The 17,323-nt window shown below is 36.4% G+C and carries 31 protein-coding genes and 2 tRNA genes; 27 read left to right on the forward strand and 6 right to left on the reverse strand.

Going from position 1 to position 17,323, the window contains the following annotated elements; all coding sequences use genetic code 11:
- Nucleotides 1-21 precede the first annotated feature (21 nt).
- Both hemY and lplA read left to right on the forward strand, forming a co-directional pair.
- The gene (gene hemY / locus H624_RS0104845; RefSeq protein ID WP_205710595.1) at nucleotides 22-1,395 is read left to right on the forward strand and encodes a protoporphyrinogen oxidase; all 1,374 of its coding nucleotides are present in this window, start codon (nucleotides 22-24) and stop codon (nucleotides 1,393-1,395) included.
- Between the two features lie 69 nt (nucleotides 1,396-1,464).
- A complete protein-coding gene (gene lplA / locus H624_RS0104850; protein ID WP_026866591.1) occupies nucleotides 1,465-2,457 on the forward strand; it encodes a lipoate--protein ligase in 993 nt (330 codons plus the stop codon).
- A gap of 85 nt (nucleotides 2,458-2,542) precedes the next feature.
- Here lplA and H624_RS0104855 read toward each other — a convergent pair whose 3' ends face one another.
- Nucleotides 2,543-2,740: an IDEAL domain-containing protein gene (locus tag H624_RS0104855; protein WP_026866592.1), complete on the reverse strand. Its 198-nt coding sequence runs from the start codon at nucleotides 2,738-2,740 to the stop codon at nucleotides 2,543-2,545.
- A 194-nt stretch (nucleotides 2,741-2,934) separates the two neighbouring features.
- On the opposite strand from H624_RS0104855, the gene H624_RS11605 reads away from it, so the two are divergent.
- The 3 genes from H624_RS11605 (at nucleotide 2,935) to H624_RS0104870 (ending at nucleotide 3,836) form a co-directional block, all read left to right on the forward strand.
- Entirely contained in the window at nucleotides 2,935-3,543 is a 609-nt protein-coding gene (locus H624_RS11605) for a competence protein ComK (protein ID WP_051220479.1), read from the forward strand.
- A 126-nt stretch (nucleotides 3,544-3,669) separates the two neighbouring features.
- Nucleotides 3,670-3,744 (forward strand) — tRNA-Asn (locus H624_RS0104865).
- Nucleotides 3,745-3,748: 4 nt separating this feature from the next.
- Nucleotides 3,749-3,836, forward strand: a tRNA-Ser gene (locus H624_RS0104870).
- Between the two features lie 146 nt (nucleotides 3,837-3,982).
- Here the strand turns inward: H624_RS0104870 and H624_RS0104875 are convergent.
- From H624_RS0104875 to H624_RS0104895, 5 genes are all read right to left on the reverse strand, one after another.
- Nucleotides 3,983-5,020: a tyrosine-type recombinase/integrase gene (locus tag H624_RS0104875; protein ID WP_026866593.1), complete on the reverse strand. Its 1,038-nt coding sequence runs from the start codon at nucleotides 5,018-5,020 to the stop codon at nucleotides 3,983-3,985.
- Between the two features lie 10 nt (nucleotides 5,021-5,030).
- Nucleotides 5,031-5,480, reverse strand: coding sequence for an ImmA/IrrE family metallo-endopeptidase (locus H624_RS0104880; RefSeq protein ID WP_026866594.1), 450 nt, complete (start codon nucleotides 5,478-5,480; stop codon nucleotides 5,031-5,033).
- A 95-nt stretch (nucleotides 5,481-5,575) separates the two neighbouring features.
- The gene (locus H624_RS0104885) at nucleotides 5,576-6,229 is read right to left on the reverse strand and encodes a hypothetical protein (protein WP_026866595.1); all 654 of its coding nucleotides are present in this window, start codon (nucleotides 6,227-6,229) and stop codon (nucleotides 5,576-5,578) included.
- Between the two features lie 79 nt (nucleotides 6,230-6,308).
- Nucleotides 6,309-6,842, reverse strand: coding sequence for a hypothetical protein (locus H624_RS0104890; RefSeq protein WP_026866596.1), 534 nt, complete (start codon nucleotides 6,840-6,842; stop codon nucleotides 6,309-6,311).
- A gap of 8 nt (nucleotides 6,843-6,850) precedes the next feature.
- Nucleotides 6,851-7,201 carry a helix-turn-helix domain-containing protein gene (locus tag H624_RS0104895; protein WP_026866597.1) on the reverse strand — a complete coding sequence of 117 codons (351 nt, stop codon included), beginning with the start codon at nucleotides 7,199-7,201 and terminating at the stop codon, nucleotides 6,851-6,853.
- 135 nt (nucleotides 7,202-7,336) lie between these two features.
- On the opposite strand from H624_RS0104895, the gene H624_RS0104900 reads away from it, so the two are divergent.
- The 22 genes from H624_RS0104900 (at nucleotide 7,337) to H624_RS0105020 (ending at nucleotide 17,321) form a co-directional block, all read left to right on the forward strand.
- Nucleotides 7,337-7,564: a helix-turn-helix transcriptional regulator gene (locus H624_RS0104900; protein ID WP_026866598.1), complete on the forward strand. Its 228-nt coding sequence runs from the start codon at nucleotides 7,337-7,339 to the stop codon at nucleotides 7,562-7,564.
- A gap of 15 nt (nucleotides 7,565-7,579) precedes the next feature.
- Nucleotides 7,580-8,314, forward strand: a complete 735-nt coding sequence (locus H624_RS0104905; protein WP_026866599.1) for a BRO family protein — start codon at nucleotides 7,580-7,582, stop codon at nucleotides 8,312-8,314.
- A gap of 137 nt (nucleotides 8,315-8,451) precedes the next feature.
- The gene (locus H624_RS0104910; RefSeq protein WP_026866600.1) at nucleotides 8,452-8,955 is read left to right on the forward strand and encodes a helix-turn-helix domain-containing protein; all 504 of its coding nucleotides are present in this window, start codon (nucleotides 8,452-8,454) and stop codon (nucleotides 8,953-8,955) included.
- Between the two features lie 2 nt (nucleotides 8,956-8,957).
- Nucleotides 8,958-9,230, forward strand: a complete 273-nt coding sequence (locus tag H624_RS0104915) for a hypothetical protein (RefSeq protein ID WP_026866601.1) — start codon at nucleotides 8,958-8,960, stop codon at nucleotides 9,228-9,230.
- 4 nt (nucleotides 9,231-9,234) lie between these two features.
- On the forward strand, nucleotides 9,235-9,372 hold the full coding sequence (locus H624_RS12550; RefSeq protein WP_156889141.1) for a hypothetical protein: 138 nt from the start codon (nucleotides 9,235-9,237) through the stop codon (nucleotides 9,370-9,372).
- Nucleotides 9,372-9,614, forward strand: a complete 243-nt coding sequence (locus H624_RS0104925; protein WP_026866602.1) for a hypothetical protein — start codon at nucleotides 9,372-9,374, stop codon at nucleotides 9,612-9,614. Before H624_RS12550 ends, H624_RS0104925 begins: the two co-directional genes overlap by 1 nt.
- A complete protein-coding gene (locus H624_RS12555; protein WP_156889142.1) occupies nucleotides 9,601-9,747 on the forward strand; it encodes a hypothetical protein in 147 nt (48 codons plus the stop codon). Before H624_RS0104925 ends, H624_RS12555 begins: the two co-directional genes overlap by 14 nt.
- A complete protein-coding gene (locus H624_RS0104935; protein WP_026866603.1) occupies nucleotides 9,732-10,679 on the forward strand; it encodes a YqaJ viral recombinase family nuclease in 948 nt (315 codons plus the stop codon). The genes H624_RS12555 and H624_RS0104935 overlap by 16 nt, the downstream gene beginning before the upstream one ends.
- A gap of 2 nt (nucleotides 10,680-10,681) precedes the next feature.
- Entirely contained in the window at nucleotides 10,682-11,509 is an 828-nt protein-coding gene (recT, locus tag H624_RS0104940; protein ID WP_026866604.1) for a recombination protein RecT, read from the forward strand.
- Nucleotides 11,499-11,963: a single-stranded DNA-binding protein gene (locus H624_RS0104945; protein WP_026866605.1), complete on the forward strand. Its 465-nt coding sequence runs from the start codon at nucleotides 11,499-11,501 to the stop codon at nucleotides 11,961-11,963. The genes recT and H624_RS0104945 overlap by 11 nt, the downstream gene beginning before the upstream one ends.
- Before the next feature lie 30 nt (nucleotides 11,964-11,993).
- Nucleotides 11,994-12,770: a DnaD domain protein gene (locus H624_RS12675; RefSeq protein ID WP_211220888.1), complete on the forward strand. Its 777-nt coding sequence runs from the start codon at nucleotides 11,994-11,996 to the stop codon at nucleotides 12,768-12,770.
- Nucleotides 12,771-12,783: 13 nt separating this feature from the next.
- Nucleotides 12,784-13,548 carry an ATP-binding protein gene (locus H624_RS0104955; RefSeq protein WP_026866606.1) on the forward strand — a complete coding sequence of 255 codons (765 nt, stop codon included), beginning with the start codon at nucleotides 12,784-12,786 and terminating at the stop codon, nucleotides 13,546-13,548.
- Nucleotides 13,549-13,757: 209 nt separating this feature from the next.
- Nucleotides 13,758-14,222, forward strand: coding sequence for a hypothetical protein (locus tag H624_RS0104965; RefSeq protein ID WP_026866608.1), 465 nt, complete (start codon nucleotides 13,758-13,760; stop codon nucleotides 14,220-14,222).
- Between the two features lie 15 nt (nucleotides 14,223-14,237).
- On the forward strand, nucleotides 14,238-14,744 hold the full coding sequence (locus tag H624_RS0104970; protein WP_026866609.1) for a hypothetical protein: 507 nt from the start codon (nucleotides 14,238-14,240) through the stop codon (nucleotides 14,742-14,744).
- On the forward strand, nucleotides 14,744-14,956 hold the full coding sequence (locus H624_RS0104975) for a hypothetical protein (RefSeq protein WP_026866610.1): 213 nt from the start codon (nucleotides 14,744-14,746) through the stop codon (nucleotides 14,954-14,956). The genes H624_RS0104970 and H624_RS0104975 overlap by 1 nt, the downstream gene beginning before the upstream one ends.
- On the forward strand, nucleotides 14,953-15,210 hold the full coding sequence (locus H624_RS0104980; protein ID WP_026866611.1) for a hypothetical protein: 258 nt from the start codon (nucleotides 14,953-14,955) through the stop codon (nucleotides 15,208-15,210). The genes H624_RS0104975 and H624_RS0104980 overlap by 4 nt, the downstream gene beginning before the upstream one ends.
- Complete coding sequence (locus H624_RS0104985; protein WP_026866612.1) at nucleotides 15,207-15,398, forward strand: helix-turn-helix domain-containing protein; 192 nt, start codon at nucleotides 15,207-15,209, stop codon at nucleotides 15,396-15,398. Before H624_RS0104980 ends, H624_RS0104985 begins: the two co-directional genes overlap by 4 nt.
- Nucleotides 15,395-15,628, forward strand: a complete 234-nt coding sequence (locus H624_RS0104990) for a hypothetical protein (RefSeq protein WP_026866613.1) — start codon at nucleotides 15,395-15,397, stop codon at nucleotides 15,626-15,628. The genes H624_RS0104985 and H624_RS0104990 overlap by 4 nt, the downstream gene beginning before the upstream one ends.
- Nucleotides 15,625-15,936 (forward strand): type II secretion system protein, encoded by a 312-nt coding sequence (locus H624_RS0104995; protein WP_026866614.1) that lies wholly within the window; start codon nucleotides 15,625-15,627, stop codon nucleotides 15,934-15,936. The genes H624_RS0104990 and H624_RS0104995 overlap by 4 nt, the downstream gene beginning before the upstream one ends.
- Nucleotides 15,937-16,152: 216 nt before the next feature.
- Nucleotides 16,153-16,329, forward strand: a complete 177-nt coding sequence (locus H624_RS12565; RefSeq protein WP_156889143.1) for a hypothetical protein — start codon at nucleotides 16,153-16,155, stop codon at nucleotides 16,327-16,329.
- Nucleotides 16,319-16,759: a dUTP diphosphatase gene (gene dut / locus H624_RS0105015; protein ID WP_026866615.1), complete on the forward strand. Its 441-nt coding sequence runs from the start codon at nucleotides 16,319-16,321 to the stop codon at nucleotides 16,757-16,759. The genes H624_RS12565 and dut overlap by 11 nt, the downstream gene beginning before the upstream one ends.
- 79 nt (nucleotides 16,760-16,838) lie before the next feature.
- Complete coding sequence (locus tag H624_RS0105020) at nucleotides 16,839-17,321, forward strand: Holliday junction resolvase RecU (RefSeq protein ID WP_026866616.1); 483 nt, start codon at nucleotides 16,839-16,841, stop codon at nucleotides 17,319-17,321.
- Nucleotides 17,322-17,323 lie beyond the last annotated feature (2 nt).

The raw sequence follows: 17,323 nt of genomic DNA on the forward strand, positions 1-17,323 counted from the left end.
AGATAGTCAGGATGTGTAATAATGAAAAAAGTTGCCATAATCGGTGCAGGTATAACAGGCCTCTCTGCAATGTATTATCTTTTAGAAGAAAGTAATGATTGTCAGGTAGAGTTATATGAGGCGTCGAATCGAGCGGGTGGTAAAGTCAATACACATATAAAAGATGGCTACACAATTGAATTAGGACCAGAGTCTTACCTGGCTAGAAAAACAGTAATGACTGAACTAGCAGAGAAACTAGGGCTTCATACGACATTAGTAAGGAATCAGACAGGTCAAGCATATATCTATGCTAAAAATCAATTGTACCCTGTACCTAAGGGAACTATGTTAGGTGTTCCTTTAGAATTTAAATCTTTACTTGATACGGACTTAGTTTCTTGGCCGGGTAAATTAAGAGCGACGATGGATTACTTTAAAACCGCCTTACCTTTATATAAAGATATTTCTGTTGGTGAATTCTTCAGAGCTCGGCTTGGGAATGAAGTTTTAGAAAATATGATTGAGCCACTCTTATCTGGTGTTTACAGTACTGACATTGATCAATTGAGTTTAATGTCGACTTATCCAAATTTTAAAAAGACTGAATCGTATTACGGTAGTTTGATGAAGGGGCTTAATTTAGAGCGAAGAAATAAACCACAAGCACCGAAAACGAAAGTCGGGCAATTCTTGCAGTTTTCAGGTGGCTTACAGTCCTTTATCGACCGCATGGTAGAAGTAAACGAGGAACAGGGCGGTAAAATTCATTTCAATAGTGATGTTGAGGCAATCACTAAAAATGATCATGGCTATACCTTGACTGTTAACGGTGAAACAAGTGATTATGATGAAGTCATCGTTACAACACCGCACTTCCAATATAAGCGATGGTTTGATGATAAGGAATTTGAGTACTTTAATCACATGCCGGCAACGAGTGTTGCAACTGTAGTCATGGCCTTCGATGAATCTCAAGTTCAAAATGCTATTGACGGTACAGGCTTCGTTATCAGTCGTAACATGGACACTGTAATTACTGCTTGTACTTGGACGAATAAAAAATGGGCACATTCCACACCTAAAGGTAAGGCTTTATTAAGAGCTTATGTTGGACGACCAGGTGACTACATTGTTCATGAACGCTCGGATGCAGATATTGCTAGATTGGCTAGAGAAGATCTAGATAAGATTATGGATATAAAAGGTGAAGCGGAGTTTGAAATAGTGACGCGGATGCCATATTCCATGCCAAACTATATTGTCGGCCATAGGCGAATGATCGATGATATACAGTCTTATGTTAGTCAAACCTATCCAGGTTTACATTTAATCGGTGCTTCCCACTATGCAGTAGGGCTACCGGATTGTGTTCAGACTGCTAAAGATACTGCAGAGAAAATAATGAAAAAGTAATGTGATTTTATGGCCTGTTTCTATTATAATTAGTAACAGGTCATTTATTTTAAACAGGGGGAAATACAAATGAAATTTATTTCAAATAATGACATCACAGATCCTATGATTAACCTGGCAATGGAGGAGTACATTTTAAGAGAAATTCCAACAGATGATTCTTATTTTCTTTTTTACGTGAACCAACCTTCTATTATCATTGGTAAAAATCAAAATACCATAGAAGAAATTAATGTACCTTATATAGAGGAACATGGTATCAAAGTTGTCCGTAGAGTTTCAGGTGGTGGGGCAGTATACCATGATGAAGGTAACTTGAATTTTAGTTTTATTACTGAGGATGATGGAGATAGTTTCCATAACTTTAAGAAGTTCACCCAGCCGATTGTAGATGCTTTAAATGATATGGGTGTTAAAGCTGAATTATCTGGCCGTAATGATATAGAAATTGAAGGTGGCAAAAAGGTATCAGGGAATGCGATGTTCACACAAAAAGGTCGTATGTTCTCACATGGTACTTTGATGCTTGAGAGTGATATTTCAGAGGTACAAAATGCCTTGAAAGTAAACCCTAAAAAGATTCAGTCTAAGGGCGTAAAATCTGTTAGCGCTAGAGTAGGGAATATCAATGATTACTTAGAAGAGAAAATCGATATTGAAGAATTTAAGAAGAGAATTTTATCGAACATATTTGGTGGCTTAGAAAATGTTGAAGAATATAAGCTAACAGATGAAGACTGGGAAAAAATTAATAAATTGTCCAAAGAGAAATATCAAACTTGGGAATGGAACTATGGTAAAAACCCTAAGTATAATTATGATAATTCTCATAAGTACGACGCTGGATTATTAGATGTACGTTTAGAGGTAAATGGTGGACGTATTGAGCATGCCAAAATCTTTGGAGACTTCTTTGGTGTAGGGGAAGTCATCGATATTGAAAATCGATTAATTGGTGTTGAACATAATAGAGCAGCAATTGATCAGGCCTTGTCTGATATTGATATCAGTCATTATTTAGGACGTATTACTAGAGATGAATTTTTAGACTTAGTTTCTTAAAAGTATTTAGTACTGTAGAGTGGGAATATATATGATAAAAGCACCAAATTCTCATTAGAGAATTTGGTGCTTATTTATGTAAATTCTATAGTTGTTTCATTAAAGTTGTATACTTATTAAATTTTTCTTCGTCTTTTTCTATAAGTGATTCTTCGATTTTACGGGAATATAAGTCGTAATTAAAACGGTACATTGATTCTTGTAAAACCAAGTCTGCTGATAAATCATTTATAGTATTAAGAAAGCCTCTTAATTGATTGGCTGGATATACAGGTCTCCCCATAATTGATAACCCCTCTCGATTACTAACTTAATTAAAGTATACACACCATTCTCAATTAGGTCAATGATAATGAGAATCGTAAAAGCAAATTTTCTGACAAGTATGTGATAAGTTAATATAACAGTATTTAATAATAGTTAACAAAATTTAAAATATATGTTATATTATTTTTAAGTAAATAATTTGGAGGTCCCATGACAAGACAACACTACACTATAAATGATAACACTATGTATGTAGTTGCGAAGGAAGATGGCCGTTATGTTGAAAGTACAATCTGTGAGCTATATGGTGATCCTATTAAATGTCTTAGAAGTCCAAATAAAGTGATTGAATATAACTGTAAACTCCATTCTCAAAGCTATTCAGCTAGAAAAGAGTTGTCTAGAAGTTTGACTGAGATCAGGTCTAAGCACCCGATAATTATCGATTTATTTGCATCATATATTTATTTTTGTACACATTCAGATAGGGTGCAGTCTAACAGTTGGTTCAATTTAAAGTACATACAAAATTATTATCCCTATAGAGGACAAACCTTAGTCAAGTTTGAAAATAATGAGGAATTAGTAGTGGATATTTCATATGCTTCTTATAATAAGCAATATTTAAATGCAGTGAAATTATATTATAAATTCAATCTTGAGAAGGAGAAATATTATAAGAAAAATCAAAAGCGTGAAGCATCGTTATATAGACATCAATCAAAAGAAGAAGATGATATGTTATATATTAATGAAGCTGCCAAGGCAACTTATATCAAATTGATGAGAAGCATAGATGAAATTAATACAATTAATTGAGTTTGAAGTTATAGTTAATACATTCAACAAAATTGTAAACTTTTCTTATTTAATATTAATTTATTGTTGATATTGTTTAGCTGAGTTGTTATAATAAATATTGTTCGTTTGAAAGATACATAATATTCCACAGTAGCTCAGTGGTAGAGCTATCGGCTGTTAACCGATCGGTCGTAGGTTCGAGTCCTACCTGTGGAGCCATTATGGAGATGTACTCAAGTGGCTGAAGAGGCGCCCCTGCTAAGGGTGTAGGTCGCGAAAGCGGCGCGAGAGTTCAAATCTCTCCATCTCCGTTCATTAAATACTTAACCCCCGTTAAATCATCGTTAAACGTTGATGTGACGGGGTTTTGTTATATTTACATACAGTATTAGAAGTGATTAAAGATGAGTAGAGTAGTCAACAAATTGACAACATCGTCGTTGTCATTGACAATCTGTCAATTTATATTGTTTGGCATTGTATTAAGAATGTTTAAAGCGTTACTTTCATCATTTTCATATGTTTCTTCAAATATATGATTGTATACATCTAATGTAATGCGAATACTTTTGTGACCTAATCGTTTACTAATGTAATGTATAGACACGCCATGATTGTATAAGTAACTACAATGCGTATGCCTTAGCGAATTAATTGTGATTTCCCTTTCCATGCCAAAATACTCTCTTGTACGACCGAACATGTCATCCGCCGTTTTGTAGGCGATTTTCAGTATATATTCCTGCTGATATAACCCCATTGCTTCTATTTCCTTTTTGATATGAGCCATATCAGAGCTTGCAAGGGTAATCGTTCGAGGTGCTGCTTCAGTTTTTGTGCCGTTCAGAAAAAGTCTGTTATTTTCAAAGTCAAAGTATTCATACTTAAGTTTATTAATCTCAGAAAATCGTCCGCCAGTGACATGGCAAATAAATAATAACAAAGCACTCTTTTCATGTTTGTTTCTAAAGTATTCCTTAGTATCTACGTACTGTTGTAAAGACATATATTTATATTCTTCTTTTTTTGGTGGTACTGAACCCCAAATTTTCGCTCGGTATGTTGGGTTGCGTGGAATTAATCCATTGTATACTGCATCCTCTAAACACGCTTTGATTTGTTGATGTAATTTTAAAACGCTATTCTTAGTTAGCCCTTCCGCATAGCGATTAATAAATGCTTGGTATTGGTCTTGGTCTAAATCTTTTAATCGCATATTCGGTGGAAAGTAATCTTTCATTTTCTTCAATGTACTGATAAATCGATCATATGATTTATCTGACACGATATTCAACTTGTATGTGTTTACCCAACGTTCATAGTATTCAAAGAGATTCTCATTAGAGCTAGCATCTACGCCGTGAGCCACATCACTAATAATTTTTTGAATACGTGCTTGTGCTTCTTTTTTAGTCGCAAAACCTTGCTTTCTATAGCGTTTACCTTGATAACTGAAGTTATATCCCCACTTACCATTAATCTTCTTAGGTTCCATTATATACCTCCTAAAATTGTATGCCTGACACTTTAGAATGATTTACTAGCATATCTATCCTTTTAAGTGCAACGCCCTCACAAACGCCAAAATACGCCATTAAATCCGTTGCCTGATATAGTCTGTTTTTGGTGATTAGCTTTTCTGGCATCTGTAAGAGTAGACCAAACTTTTCGGCTTCTGCTTCCTGGTAATCATTGTATGCTCGTGGCATGTTGTGCTGTTGAGTCGCATGTAAAAACATGTGTCCTGCTTCGTGACAGAATGCTTTGAACATCTCATGTCGTTTATCAAATTTGAGTCCGATAATATCTACACCAGACTTCTGTACATAAAAGTTGGATTGGTGATTGTACAGTATGTGTACATCAAACATGTACGCTAGGTGTTCTATATTTAAATCAGTCACATCTAAAATGGATAAATCCACGATGTCATTAACTTTCTTTTCGATTCTCATGCAAAAACCCCTTTATTTTAGAACGTATGTTCGGTTTAAAGTTTAAAAAATTACTGACCACTGTATAACCAATGGTCAGTTGGTTGAAAATATTATTAAAATTCGATTCTTACTTGTGTTTCATCTGATACACGATCATAAGTTTCTCCATCAAGCATTGCTGGAATATTAATGTCTACCCATTCAATGTCGTCTCCAGCGCCTTCTTCCATAAGGTATGGAACTGAGCCTGTGTACTCGACAGCACCTAACATAGAGCCTGTAATATTTTCTGCTAATAACATTTCAGGGTCGATTTGTTGTCCTGTAGAAGTAACTGCTACAGCCTGGTCAATGAAGAAGTCACGTGGTGCATCTGTTGTATTTTCTACTGTATACTCAATTACTAAGTTATCAACCATGTCTCCTGCTTCATATCCGTCTAGGAATATAGCTAAATCTTCAGTGACTTCAATACGATTAATTTGAGCTTTATTAACAGTTAGATTTACGTTCTCGATTTCAGTTGTTTCTCCAACTTCAACCTCTTTAATAGTTTCTGATTCACCTGAAGCTGATTCTACATCTTCTTCAACTTCCTCAGTTTCTTCTTCTGTTTCTACTGCGGAAGTATCTTCTGCTTCTTCTGCTGCAGTTTCTGTAGATTCTGTATTACTTTCTTCTGTTGATGTATCTTCTTCTGTTTCACCGCCGCACGCAGCGAGTAAAAGTGATGTTGATAAAACACTACCTAATAATAATTTCTTCATAATATCCTCCTGTTATACAAATATATGTAAACTTACTCTATAAATAATAGGGCAACGCCCTGATTATCCTTTTTTTAATTTATAGCATTTTTATATTTTGAATGTGTTTCCTGATTTGTTTTACTGTTTTCCCAGTACTCTTAAATGTAAGCTTTCTAGCTCCAATATAGACTGTAAGAATGTTTAACTTATCTTCAACAGCAGTAACTTTGTTAATTGGTATAACTTCTATTATCATTTTCTTGCCTAAAGATATAAAATGGATGTTCTCACTATCTATTATAAATAAACCATTACCTATAGGTGTCCATGTTGTAAGCATCGTTAGTTCGTATTTAACTTGAGTTAATATATCGAGGAACATCACAGGTTTATTTGGACTAGAATATTTATTGATGTAATGATCGAATTCAGCTGTATTGATATATTTCTTGTTAGATGACTTATGGATAAGTATGTCTTTATGAAGATGGTAATTTTTCGCCACTTGATTATTGCTATTTTGATTTTCAACGAATCTATCTAGTGACTCCAAGTCATTTATAGGTTCATACTTCTCTTTATTGTTGGTATAAGAAGTAGTATTTCCTAGAACAAACTTTTTCCAATCCACATAAACACCTACTTATCTTTATTCTTCTGTTTATAAGCTAGGAACTCTATTTTTTCATTGATTTCTTTTATTAATTCCTGCTTAACTTCTTCAGGCAAAGCATCAAATGCTTCTTTATCCTCAAACATGAAGGCATCGAAGTCGTCAGATGGTTCTTTAGAAGTTCTACCATTTAGTTCATCGAGTGAAATGTTAAAGATGTCCGCTATTTTAATTTGTGTATCATTATCTGGCGTTCTAACTCCACTTTCGTACCTAGATAGAACAACATTTGATACCCCTATCTTTTCAGCGAACTCTTTTTGAGTGTAACCGTTGATAGTTCTATAATGTTTAATCTTTTTAGCTATCTCACTCATAACATCACTCCTTTAACTGTATGTTACCATATTGGCAATAATAAAATAATTTCCTTTTTGGTAAATAAAACTATTGACTTACCTTTATGGTAATGTAATAATAGAGTTACCGAAAAGGTAATGGAGGTGAAAACAATGCCAGGGGAACAAATAGATATTGCTCGTATCAAAGAAGCACGACTAGAAAAAGATTTGAGCATACTAGAACTCTCACAGAAGCTTGGTTATAAGAGCTATGTTGCGTATTATCGTAAAGAAGAAGGTTTAAGGAAGTTCAGCACCAATGATGTTTTGGCTCTGTCTAAAATATTAGATTTAGAACTGGATGAAATTTTTTTGGATAATAAGTTACCGAAAAGGTAATCGAGGAGGAGTAACATGAATCAATTACAAGTTTTCAATTTTGAAGAAAACAACGTTAGAACAATTTCACATGAACATGAGCCAATGTTTTTAGGGAGCGATGTTGCAAAAGTATTAGGTTACTCAAATCCTACAAAAGCTATAAGAGATCATGTTGAAAATGAAGATAAGCTGACCGAACGTATCGTTCTATCAGGTCAAAATCGAGAGGCAATTTTTATAAATGAATCAGGTCTATACAGTTTAATCTTTTCAAGCAAATTAGAATCTGCAAAACGTTTTAAAAAGTGGGTAACTTCTGAAGTTTTACCACAAATCAGAAAGACAGGGAAGTATGAAGAGCCTAAGAGTCCAATGGAAATGTTAGAACTTCAATTTAAAGCGTTGAAAGAAACATCCGAAAGAGTAGACACCGTTGAAAAGGATGTCACTTATTTAAAAGAAGAAGTAAAGCTTGAAGCAGGAGAGTATTCGTACATCTCAAGACAAGTGAATAGAACGGTTGCTAATACTATTAATGCTTTTGCACTGGCGAACACTAAAGAAGTTAGATCAGCACTGTATAAAGATATTAATCATGGTGTTAATGATGTAGCTGGTATCAAGACTAGAACACAGTTAAGACAAAAGCACTTCAATATTGTTATCGACTTTATCAATCAGTGGACACCGTCAACAGCAACGTTAATGAAAACAAGACAAATAACTCTAGAGTTAGCTGAATCCGAAGAGGAACGGACAGCTGAATAGAAGGCGGTAAGGACTAGCGACCAACTAGCCTTACCAATGAGTTATCAGTTATGCGACTAACTTAATTAACTCTGAACTTAGTATAACGACTAATCAAATCAACAATCAATCATAAATAAATGACTGGAGGACAATTCATGGCGAATGTAATTGCAAGTTATAGAAAACGAAACAACCTAACTCAACAAGATGTAGCGAATGAGCTTCACGTAGATAAATCATATATCAGCAGAGTAGAAAGCGGACAGAAACCACTGACACAGATGATGTACAGTGCAGCACTGAATAACACTAGAGATGCACAGATGCTCAATGATGTGGCTTACGAGATGACAGAGGGCTATGCACAACCCACCGCATCAGACAGAGTATACGACGGTCACAGACTAGCTTTTGTATACCGCATCGAACGTGAGATAGAGGAGTTTATGAGTGTACTCAAGGCAAATCGTTTAGACAAGCACCCTGAACATACAACTGATCAGGAACTCGAAGGACTCAAGATCATGATAGCTGAATTACAAGATGTGCTGTTTGAAGGTACAAGCTTTGTAAATTGCTTAATCAATGATTACGGACTCACACCGCAACAACTCAACGCGAATAGAGATGCACGTCTGAAGATGCAAAGGAGGATATAAACATGGCGATAACAGTAGTTGAAGTCGATGAACTTAAACCGATGATTTCAGAGATTGTGCAGTCTATCGTTAGCCAAAAACAAGATGAACGACTATTCATTACACCAAAGGAATTTGCTGAAGAAATCGGCATAACTTATCAATATTTCAAAGACCATATTCTTTATGAAGAAAAATTCCAAAAAGCAGTGATTCAGAAAGACAGAAAAATCTATATCAAACGAGAACTCGGCAGGCAGTTAGCGGTAGATATTCTCGATGAATACAGGAGGTAATGAGATGAAGAAAGAATTGATTTATTCACTGATTCTAGCAGTCGTATTTGTAGGTGCAATGTTAATCAAAACGCATTTTGTAGACCCTGTAGCAGATGAAGCTTACGCAGAGATATATGGCACAGAGGAAGTGGGATTCTAATGTTTGCAACTAATCAATTTTTAGCCGAAGAAAATGGCAATTTGAACGTTGAGTTGGAAAATTCTCAAGAAGAAATCAGTAGTCTAAGCGACGAGTTACATGAAGTTGAACGTGATTTTGAAGATGTGCAAGACAAGGTCAAACACGCACAGAAGAAACTATTAAAACTACATGCACAAGGGGATGTGTCTAATCGAGCATATCTAGTGTTGAAGAAGGTGCTAGACGATGCAGAGTACTAAAGTAACAATCGAAGAATTAGAGAATGAAGTGCCTAAGTGCATGAAAAAACGACCAGTTGGCAGACCAGTCGTTAAGAAAAAATACTATAACAATATTTTAACACAGGAAGTGAAATCATGGCAGAACTCTTAAATGTAAAAGACTTAACGCATGAAGAATGGCTTAGAGAACGTAACACGGGCATTGGTGGTTCAGATGCTGGAACGATTCTTGGAGTAAACAAATGGAAGTCAAAAGCTCAGTTATTCCTTGAAAAGACCAATCCTGAACTTAGACAAGATATCGATAACGATTATATCCACTTCGGGAACATTCTTGAAGATGTAGTCGCTAAAGAATTTGAAAGGCGTACTGGTAAAAAGGTTAGACGAGATAACCGTATGCTAAGACATCCTAAACACGATTTTATGTTAGCGAATTTAGACAGAGTAGTCGTTGGAGAAAAAGCATTACTCGAATGCAAAACCACTTCCCAATACAACAAAGAACTGTGGGAAGGCGATGATGTGCCTGCACAGTACTTATGCCAGGTACAACATTATCTAGCTGTCACAGGCTATGAGAAAGCCTATATAGCAGTGCTAATCGGTGGAAATAACTTTGTTTGGAAAGAAATCGAACGTGATGACGAACTGATCAACATCATTATTGAAGCCGAATATGACTTCTGGAATAACAATGTATTAGCGAATGTAATACCTGAAATAGACGGTAGTGGCGCAATGACGAGTTTCATTAATCATATGTATTCAGATATAGATGATGAACAAGTTGAGCTTACAGAAGATGCAGATACGTTAATCCGTGCGATTGAATCATGCAAGTCATCAATTAAAGAAACGAAAGAGCTTCAATCTAAGTATGAAAACCAACTGAAAGACACTTTGAAACACAGTACTAAAGGCGCTTCACAGAATTACATCGTGACTTGGAAACCGCAGACTAGAAGAACACTTGACAAGAAAGCACTCGAAGAAGAATACGGCAAAGACACCCTAGAAAAATACACAAAAGAAACTGAATCAAGAATTTTAAGAATCAAACAAATCAAGGAGGAAAAATAATCATGGCAACAAATGAATCTTTAAAAAATCAGGTAGCAACTCAAAAACAGAACGAAGTAGCGAATAACAACAAACCAAAAACAATCGGTGACTATATCGACCAAATGGCACCAGCAATGGCGCAAGCATTACCACAACACATGAGTATTGAACGTATGACAAGAATGGCAACAACGGTTATTAGAACGACACCGCAGCTAAAAGAAGCTGATGTATCGAGCCTACTTGGCGCAGTGATGCAATCTGCACAGTTAGGACTAGAACCAGGACCAATGGGGCACTGCTATTTCTTGCCATTCAGAAACAATAAGAAGGGCACGACAGACGTTACGTTTATCATCGGCTACCGAGGAATGATTGATTTAGCGAGACGATCCGGTCATATCCAATCTATTTATGCTCATGCAGTTTATGAAAATGATGAATTCGAGTATCAACTTGGCTTACACAGCGATTTAAAACATGTGCCTGCTGAATCTGATAGAGGACAATTCAAAGGTGCTTATGCAGTCGCTCACTTTAAAGATGGTGGTTATCAATTTGAATATATGCCTAAGTCAGAAATTGAAAAACGTAGAGCAAGAAGTAAAGCAGGTAACAGTAAGTATTCTCCGTGGGCGACTGATTACGAAGAAATGGCTAAGAAAACAGTCATTCGTTACATGTGGAAATACCTACCTGTATCCGTCGAGATGCAGCAAGCAGTATCACACGACGAAGGAGTAGGTAAGAATATCAAAGACATCACACCTGATGACGATAGCTATGTAGATATGCCTGAAATCGTAGCGGATTACCCACAAGAAGAAGGTGCAACAGATGCTCAATAGAGTTGTATTAGTAGGCAGATTGACTAAAGACCCTGAATTAAGGGTCAGTCAATCAGATATAGCAGTTGCAAACTTCAATTTGGCAGTAAATAGACGATTCTCAGATCAGAATGGTGAGCGTGGTGCAGATTTTATCAATATCGTTTGCTTTAGAAAGCAAGCAGAGAACGTGAATCAATATTTATCGAAAGGTAGTCAATGCGCAGTAGATGGCAGAATACAAACTCGTAATTACGAGAATAAAGACGGACAAAGAGTATATGTAACTGAAGTAGTTGCTGAATCGGTGCAATTCCTGGACTCAAAGAGTGAGAATTCAAAACCGAATAATAATCAACAAAACTATAGCAATCAAGCAAGGCAGACTACAGGTAGCAAACCATCTTATGAAGATAATCCGTTCCAGAATAATCAAGGACCAGTAAATGTACAGGATGATGATTTGCCATTTTAAGAAAGGATGAAAGTAATGGCTCAACGCAGAATGTTCAGTAAAAGAATCACTGAAACCGATACATTTTTAGATATGCCGATGTCTACTCAGTGCTTATATTTCCACTTAAATATGAGTGCTGATGATGATGGATTTATCGGAAATGTTAAGACAATAAAACGAATGGTTGGTGCAAATGATGATGATTTAAAAATACTTTTGAGCAAAGAATTTTTGATTCCATTTGAAAGTGGAGTTGTCGTTATAAAGGATTGGAAAATCCATAACTATATTCGCTCAGACCGTTACAACGAAACAGTCTATCAAGAAGAAAAACAACAGTTAAAACAGCTTAAGAACGGGAGTTATGAGGTTGGTATGACACATGGTATACCAGTGGTGCACCAACGGGATACACAGGATAGGTTAGGTAAGGATAGGTTAGGTAAGGATAGGTTAGGTAAGGATAGGTTAGGTAAGGATAGGTTAGAGGAAGAACAGCAAAAACCATCTTCGGCTGCTACGCTCTTAGAAAATTATTTTGGTTCTATTACTCAATTCATGATGGAAGATATTGAATACTACAAAAACTACTTCGATGACTTTGAAAGTGTACTTGAACTATCTATCGATATATCTAGACAACGTGGAGTAAAGAACTGGAAGTACAACAAAAGTATATTGAATGACTGGAAAGGTCATAACTTAAAAACTGTTGAAGATATAAAACATCATGAAAACAGAAGTAAGGTCAATAAATATAAAAACCAAGTGACTCACGAACTACCACCAGAACAAGAAGAACAGTATAAAAACTTAGGTTTCTAGGAGGTTAGAGTAAATGGAATTAGCACAGTACATGCAGTACGCCAAAATGAAAGACTCAAAAGTTGAGTTTACTGGTGAGAATTGTGAAACCTGCAAACGACCGTTAAAGAAACTTACAAAGTACTTTCAAGATGGTACAGAAGAAACCACAATAACTGGCTGTATATGTAAAGCAACTGAAAAGGTCAACGCAATACAAAATGACTTAAATGCTAAGAAGTTTATCAATGCATCTGTGATTGATATTGAATATCAGAATGCTGAGTTTGATGACTTAAAAATCGAAACAGACCAGCAAGCTAAAGCAATAGATATTGCTAAAGACTATATCAGTAATTTTGATACCAAGTTAAAAGACGGTAGAGGCCTCGTTATACAAGGCTCGTTTGGTACAGGAAAAACATATTTATCAGCAATCATTAGAAATGCACTCATTAAAGAAAATTACAAGGTGCTATTCATCAAGTTTGCGGACTACTTCGACATGATGGTGACCACATCAAAAGATACAGGCGGTAAAACGGACGGCATTTACTATATGGCAAGAGATGCTGATTTATTAATACTTGATGAAGTGAACGCTGAACAGAATAACTGGGAAGCGAAAGAACTGTACAAAATTACAGATGCAAGAATGAATAAAAGCACAATCTACACGACCAATTATTCAAGTAAGGACTTTAAGAAGTCTATGAAGATGAATCAAATCTTTACAAGGATGATGAACCGTAAAGACACTATCATCTTAAACGGTAAAGACTACCGAATCGGAGGATAAAATTATGCGACTAACTGAATTAGACTTACCTGTCAGTCCAGAGATGGCACTGGCAGGAAAATTGGAACGACGTGAGACCATCACAAAAGACGATATAAGCGCTTTGGAGTTGTTCGGGGAAGGTTGGATAGATTTCTTATTAAGCAAGCCACAATCGACTGTGAGAAGCAAATTAGCGGACGTACTAGTGCATCTTTGGAGGGATAGCGATGGCGGGCTTACGAGATTTGAGCAAGAAACAACGATTAATTGCTAAATCGAACGGTATTAAAGATAAAACGTTATCTAATCGGTTGCACTCTGGTTGGGAAGTAGAACGAGCAATTACCCAGGCACCGCTAGTTTATACAGGTGGCATGAATTATAAAGGGAATCACATCACCAAAACGCAACGTGAACAAGCGAATGCAATCGGTATTAGTGATGGATTGATTCAGTGGAGACTAGAAATTGGTTGGACTGTAGAACAAGCAGTTAGTACACCTGTAAGGAAATATAAGAAAAAGAAGAAGAGTAAGAACATAAGCAATCAAGAAGTATTTGAAGTGATAGGACGTATTAAATACTACAACTCAATAAACGCACAAACGCCAATGGTGTATCCGAAGAAAATGGTACAACAGCTAAATGAAATGGGTTACCAGGTTGAAGATGTCAAAGCGTTAGCGTTTTAAAGAAAGGTGAACGGCATGAGTAGAGCAATAAGGAAAACGAGAATATTTGAAATTTATGATAACGGACGTTTGTTGATGGAAGGCTCAACAAGTGAGATTGCAAAACAAATTGGGCGTAGTCAAGGTTATGTCACTAAATTAATCAGAAAGCCTACAGAACGCTATACAATGCGTGAAGTTGGTACTAAAGAGCAAGTATTCGCTTTCTACATTGGTGAACGATTTATCGCAACTGGCACTTTAGATGAAATCGCAGAAGTCAGTGGCGAGACTCTACAGACTTTAAAGTTTATACGATCAAATGTTGCGGAAGAACGCAACTTGCATAAAAAATTAATAGTTTTGGAAGGTGAGACAGTGATTCAACGTAAAGGGATAAAAGAGAAATATGCACCAAAAACCGTCAAGGAACGTAAAGAACAGATTCAAGTATACAAAACTAGACCTGTTGCACCAGTTGAATGGAATCCGTCTAAGTATAGCAAGCACTTATTTGATCAGTGCTTCAAGGGGTGGGGATGATGGCTAAAGTATTGAATTTGTATAGAGATGAAATCGAACCAATCGGTACGGCCACTTTTGATAAGGCTAAGAATGGATATAAGGTGGTCTACAACGAGAATCAATACCATCCTAATGCATTTATACCTTTAGAAGATTTTGAAGAGTACAAGGACAATATGCGGCTTAATTCATTAGCTGGTGAACAAGTGACTTTGGAGGACTTGCTATGATGCAACAACTCGAACTATTTACAGAATCAAAGTTAGGCTTCAAGTACCGTAAGCGACTGTACAACGCTAATCAGAATTATCTATACACTGCCATACCGATTGAAGAAGGTTACAAGCTAGTGCCAGTATCTGTTTTGTTGGAGAGAAATAAAGAAATACTTTATCTCAGTAATTTAGAGTACAAACAATTCATCGCAGATCGTGAGCTTTTAGAAGTGATACCGAAGGAAGTGGAGGCGAGGATGAGTGTATGAATACTAAAAGTTATGGAAATGAAGTTAAATCTTTTCGTTTAAGAAAAGGACTAACACAAAGTGAATTTGGAAAACTTTTTGAACCTCCTGCGAGTGACAGTGTTGTTTCCAGGTGGGAACGTGGTGTGAATCAACCTAGTCCTTTAAGAATAATAAGAATGTTAGAACTGGGCGTGATTTCAAAATGAAAACCACACAAAACTTAATCAATGGCGAAATCTACGCCATATTGCATAAATTAGCGATTCCATCAGAGAAAAGATATAGCAAAGACTTATACAACAGGCACTTCATCTTTCAAGTGGCTAGGACGATTCAAAAGAAGTTGCCTGACCACCTCATCAATGCGAGTGAAACTGAAACAGAATATATATTAAGGATTGATTCACCGAAAGAAAAGAAAGGTTTGATTGCATGAATCTACTAATCAGAATAGTCATCGCAGCAATCCTCTTAGTCCTCATTTTAACCACCGTACAGAACCATACAGATGACGTTAGGTACGAAGTGTTACTAGATGACTACGAAGCCTTACAGAAAGCGTATGACGAGCTGTACGAGGAGCATGAAGTTATGAAATATGGTTACAGGGACTTACAACAAGAACACTCACAAAAAACTGAACAGATTGAGCATTTAGAGTACAGAATAATTTCTGATGATGAGATTAGTGAAAAATTGAAACAAGAGATTAAAGAGAATGTGCCAGGGGAGGGTGAACGATGACACAAATCGGACTCGAACTCATTGTACTATTCAGTCTGTTCGTCGGTTGTCTAGTTACGCTGGTAGGTATGTTAGGTTACGCAATTATAAACAAGTGGAGGGGAAGGGAATGAATGACTATCTCATGAGCATAGTTATTTATACAGTAATAGGTTCAATGGTCGGTCTTATTTTATCGTTCGGAATTGGAATTTTAATTGAAATTTGGAGGAGAAGATGATGAAAGACTATCACATCAGAATAGAGAACGGACACCATGTTGTGAATATGGATTATAGACCAAGTGAGCTTGAATTGGCGTTTGAAAGTGCGAAAAAAGGATTCATATTATCAGCAAAACAAATGGAAAAGAATTTTGAAGGAATAAAAGGACGGTGGGTAAATTTTGAATAAACTACAGATTAAGCAACTCTCTGAATCAGCGACATTGCCAACTAGAAGTCATACACACGATTCAGGCTTAGACCTATACGCTAGTGAGGACACTTTAATCACTTACACTCATGCGATCGTTATCCCAACTGGTATTGCAGTGAACATTCCACCAGGCTATGAAGGACAGATTCGTCCACGATCTGGTAAGTCATCTAAAACGAATCTAAGAGTGATTCTTGGCACTGTGGACTGTGGTTATGGCGGAGAAATTGGTGTCATCGCAGATACATTGAACAAGTCGAACTATCTTGTTAAGAAAGGCGAAAAAATAGCACAGTTAGTAGTTCAAAAAGTGGAGCTTCCACAGTTGGAGGTTGTCAACCAATTTGATAGTCAGAGTGCTAGGGGAACGAATGGTTTTGGTAGTACAGACGAGGTGTATCGGTAGTGCATGGTTCGACGGAACAGACCAATGGAGATAAGACGATTGTTGAGAAAGTGAGAGAGATATTAGGACGTGATAAAGATTGCAACGAACATACGCTAACAGAGGGAAGTTCCTCGAAGATGTGATTGATCGCACCAACATTGTTTATAAGAATAAGAATATTGCTTTGGTGGATAAGGTGGCAACACCAATCAATTACAACACACGAACAGGCAAAGCGTTCTATAAACAAAAAAGTACTGTAGACTACATCGGATGCATCAACAATGGACCATTCATTGCGTTTGATGCTAAGCAGACCGCTAAGAAAAGTTTTCCGTTTAATAATGTATCTGAACACCAAAAGAATTACTTACAGAAAGTACACGAACTCGGACACTTAGCTTTCCTAATCATATACTTTACTGATTACAAAGAGTGTTATCGACTGACCATTGATAAATACCTTGAATACGAGCGCACAGTAGACCGTAAGAGCATTCCATATGAATGGATGACCAAACATGCCACGTTAATAAAAACAGGTGCAGGCACACCGTTAGACTACTTAAAAGAGGTGTAGAT

This window comes from Jeotgalicoccus marinus DSM 19772, assembly GCF_000425825.1.
GTDB classification, from domain to species: domain Bacteria; phylum Bacillota; class Bacilli; order Staphylococcales; family Salinicoccaceae; genus Jeotgalicoccus; species Jeotgalicoccus marinus.

Excerpts from the sequence above, each read along its gene's own strand:
- recT (WP_026866604.1), top strand. The coding sequence starts at position 10,682 with ATGGCAACAAATGAATCTTTAAAAAATCAGGTAGCAACTCAAAAACAG.
- H624_RS0104905 (WP_026866599.1), top strand. The coding sequence starts at position 7,580 with ATGAATCAATTACAAGTTTTCAATTTTGAAGAAAACAACGTTAGAACA.
- H624_RS0104965 (WP_026866608.1), top strand. The coding sequence starts at position 13,758 with ATGGCGGGCTTACGAGATTTGAGCAAGAAACAACGATTAATTGCTAAA.
- H624_RS0104945 (WP_026866605.1), top strand. The coding sequence starts at position 11,499 with ATGCTCAATAGAGTTGTATTAGTAGGCAGATTGACTAAAGACCCTGAA.
- H624_RS0104980 (WP_026866611.1), top strand. The coding sequence starts at position 14,953 with ATGATGCAACAACTCGAACTATTTACAGAATCAAAGTTAGGCTTCAAG.
- H624_RS0104880 (WP_026866594.1), bottom strand. The coding sequence starts at position 5,480 with ATGAGAATCGAAAAGAAAGTTAATGACATCGTGGATTTATCCATTTTA.
- H624_RS0104875 (WP_026866593.1), bottom strand. The coding sequence starts at position 5,020 with ATGGAACCTAAGAAGATTAATGGTAAGTGGGGATATAACTTCAGTTAT.
- H624_RS0104885 (WP_026866595.1), bottom strand. The coding sequence starts at position 6,229 with ATGAAGAAATTATTATTAGGTAGTGTTTTATCAACATCACTTTTACTC.
- H624_RS0104855 (WP_026866592.1), bottom strand. The coding sequence starts at position 2,740 with ATGGGGAGACCTGTATATCCAGCCAATCAATTAAGAGGCTTTCTTAAT.
- H624_RS0104975 (WP_026866610.1), top strand. The coding sequence starts at position 14,744 with ATGGCTAAAGTATTGAATTTGTATAGAGATGAAATCGAACCAATCGGT.
- H624_RS0104910 (WP_026866600.1), top strand. The coding sequence starts at position 8,452 with ATGGCGAATGTAATTGCAAGTTATAGAAAACGAAACAACCTAACTCAA.
- H624_RS0104955 (WP_026866606.1), top strand. The coding sequence starts at position 12,784 with ATGGAATTAGCACAGTACATGCAGTACGCCAAAATGAAAGACTCAAAA.
- H624_RS12555 (WP_156889142.1), top strand. The coding sequence starts at position 9,601 with ATGCAGAGTACTAAAGTAACAATCGAAGAATTAGAGAATGAAGTGCCT.
- H624_RS12550 (WP_156889141.1), top strand. The coding sequence starts at position 9,235 with ATGAAGAAAGAATTGATTTATTCACTGATTCTAGCAGTCGTATTTGTA.
- H624_RS0104935 (WP_026866603.1), top strand. The coding sequence starts at position 9,732 with ATGGCAGAACTCTTAAATGTAAAAGACTTAACGCATGAAGAATGGCTT.
- H624_RS11605 (WP_051220479.1), top strand. The coding sequence starts at position 2,935 with ATGACAAGACAACACTACACTATAAATGATAACACTATGTATGTAGTT.
- H624_RS12675 (WP_211220888.1), top strand. The coding sequence starts at position 11,994 with ATGTTCAGTAAAAGAATCACTGAAACCGATACATTTTTAGATATGCCG.
- H624_RS0104925 (WP_026866602.1), top strand. The coding sequence starts at position 9,372 with ATGTTTGCAACTAATCAATTTTTAGCCGAAGAAAATGGCAATTTGAAC.
- H624_RS0104970 (WP_026866609.1), top strand. The coding sequence starts at position 14,238 with ATGAGTAGAGCAATAAGGAAAACGAGAATATTTGAAATTTATGATAAC.
- H624_RS0104990 (WP_026866613.1), top strand. The coding sequence starts at position 15,395 with ATGAAAACCACACAAAACTTAATCAATGGCGAAATCTACGCCATATTG.
- H624_RS12565 (WP_156889143.1), top strand. The coding sequence starts at position 16,153 with ATGATGAAAGACTATCACATCAGAATAGAGAACGGACACCATGTTGTG.
- H624_RS0104915 (WP_026866601.1), top strand. The coding sequence starts at position 8,958 with ATGGCGATAACAGTAGTTGAAGTCGATGAACTTAAACCGATGATTTCA.
- H624_RS0104895 (WP_026866597.1), bottom strand. The coding sequence starts at position 7,201 with ATGAGTGAGATAGCTAAAAAGATTAAACATTATAGAACTATCAACGGT.
- H624_RS0104995 (WP_026866614.1), top strand. The coding sequence starts at position 15,625 with ATGAATCTACTAATCAGAATAGTCATCGCAGCAATCCTCTTAGTCCTC.
- hemY (WP_205710595.1), top strand. The coding sequence starts at position 22 with ATGAAAAAAGTTGCCATAATCGGTGCAGGTATAACAGGCCTCTCTGCA.
- lplA (WP_026866591.1), top strand. The coding sequence starts at position 1,465 with ATGAAATTTATTTCAAATAATGACATCACAGATCCTATGATTAACCTG.
- H624_RS0104985 (WP_026866612.1), top strand. The coding sequence starts at position 15,207 with ATGAATACTAAAAGTTATGGAAATGAAGTTAAATCTTTTCGTTTAAGA.
- H624_RS0104900 (WP_026866598.1), top strand. The coding sequence starts at position 7,337 with ATGCCAGGGGAACAAATAGATATTGCTCGTATCAAAGAAGCACGACTA.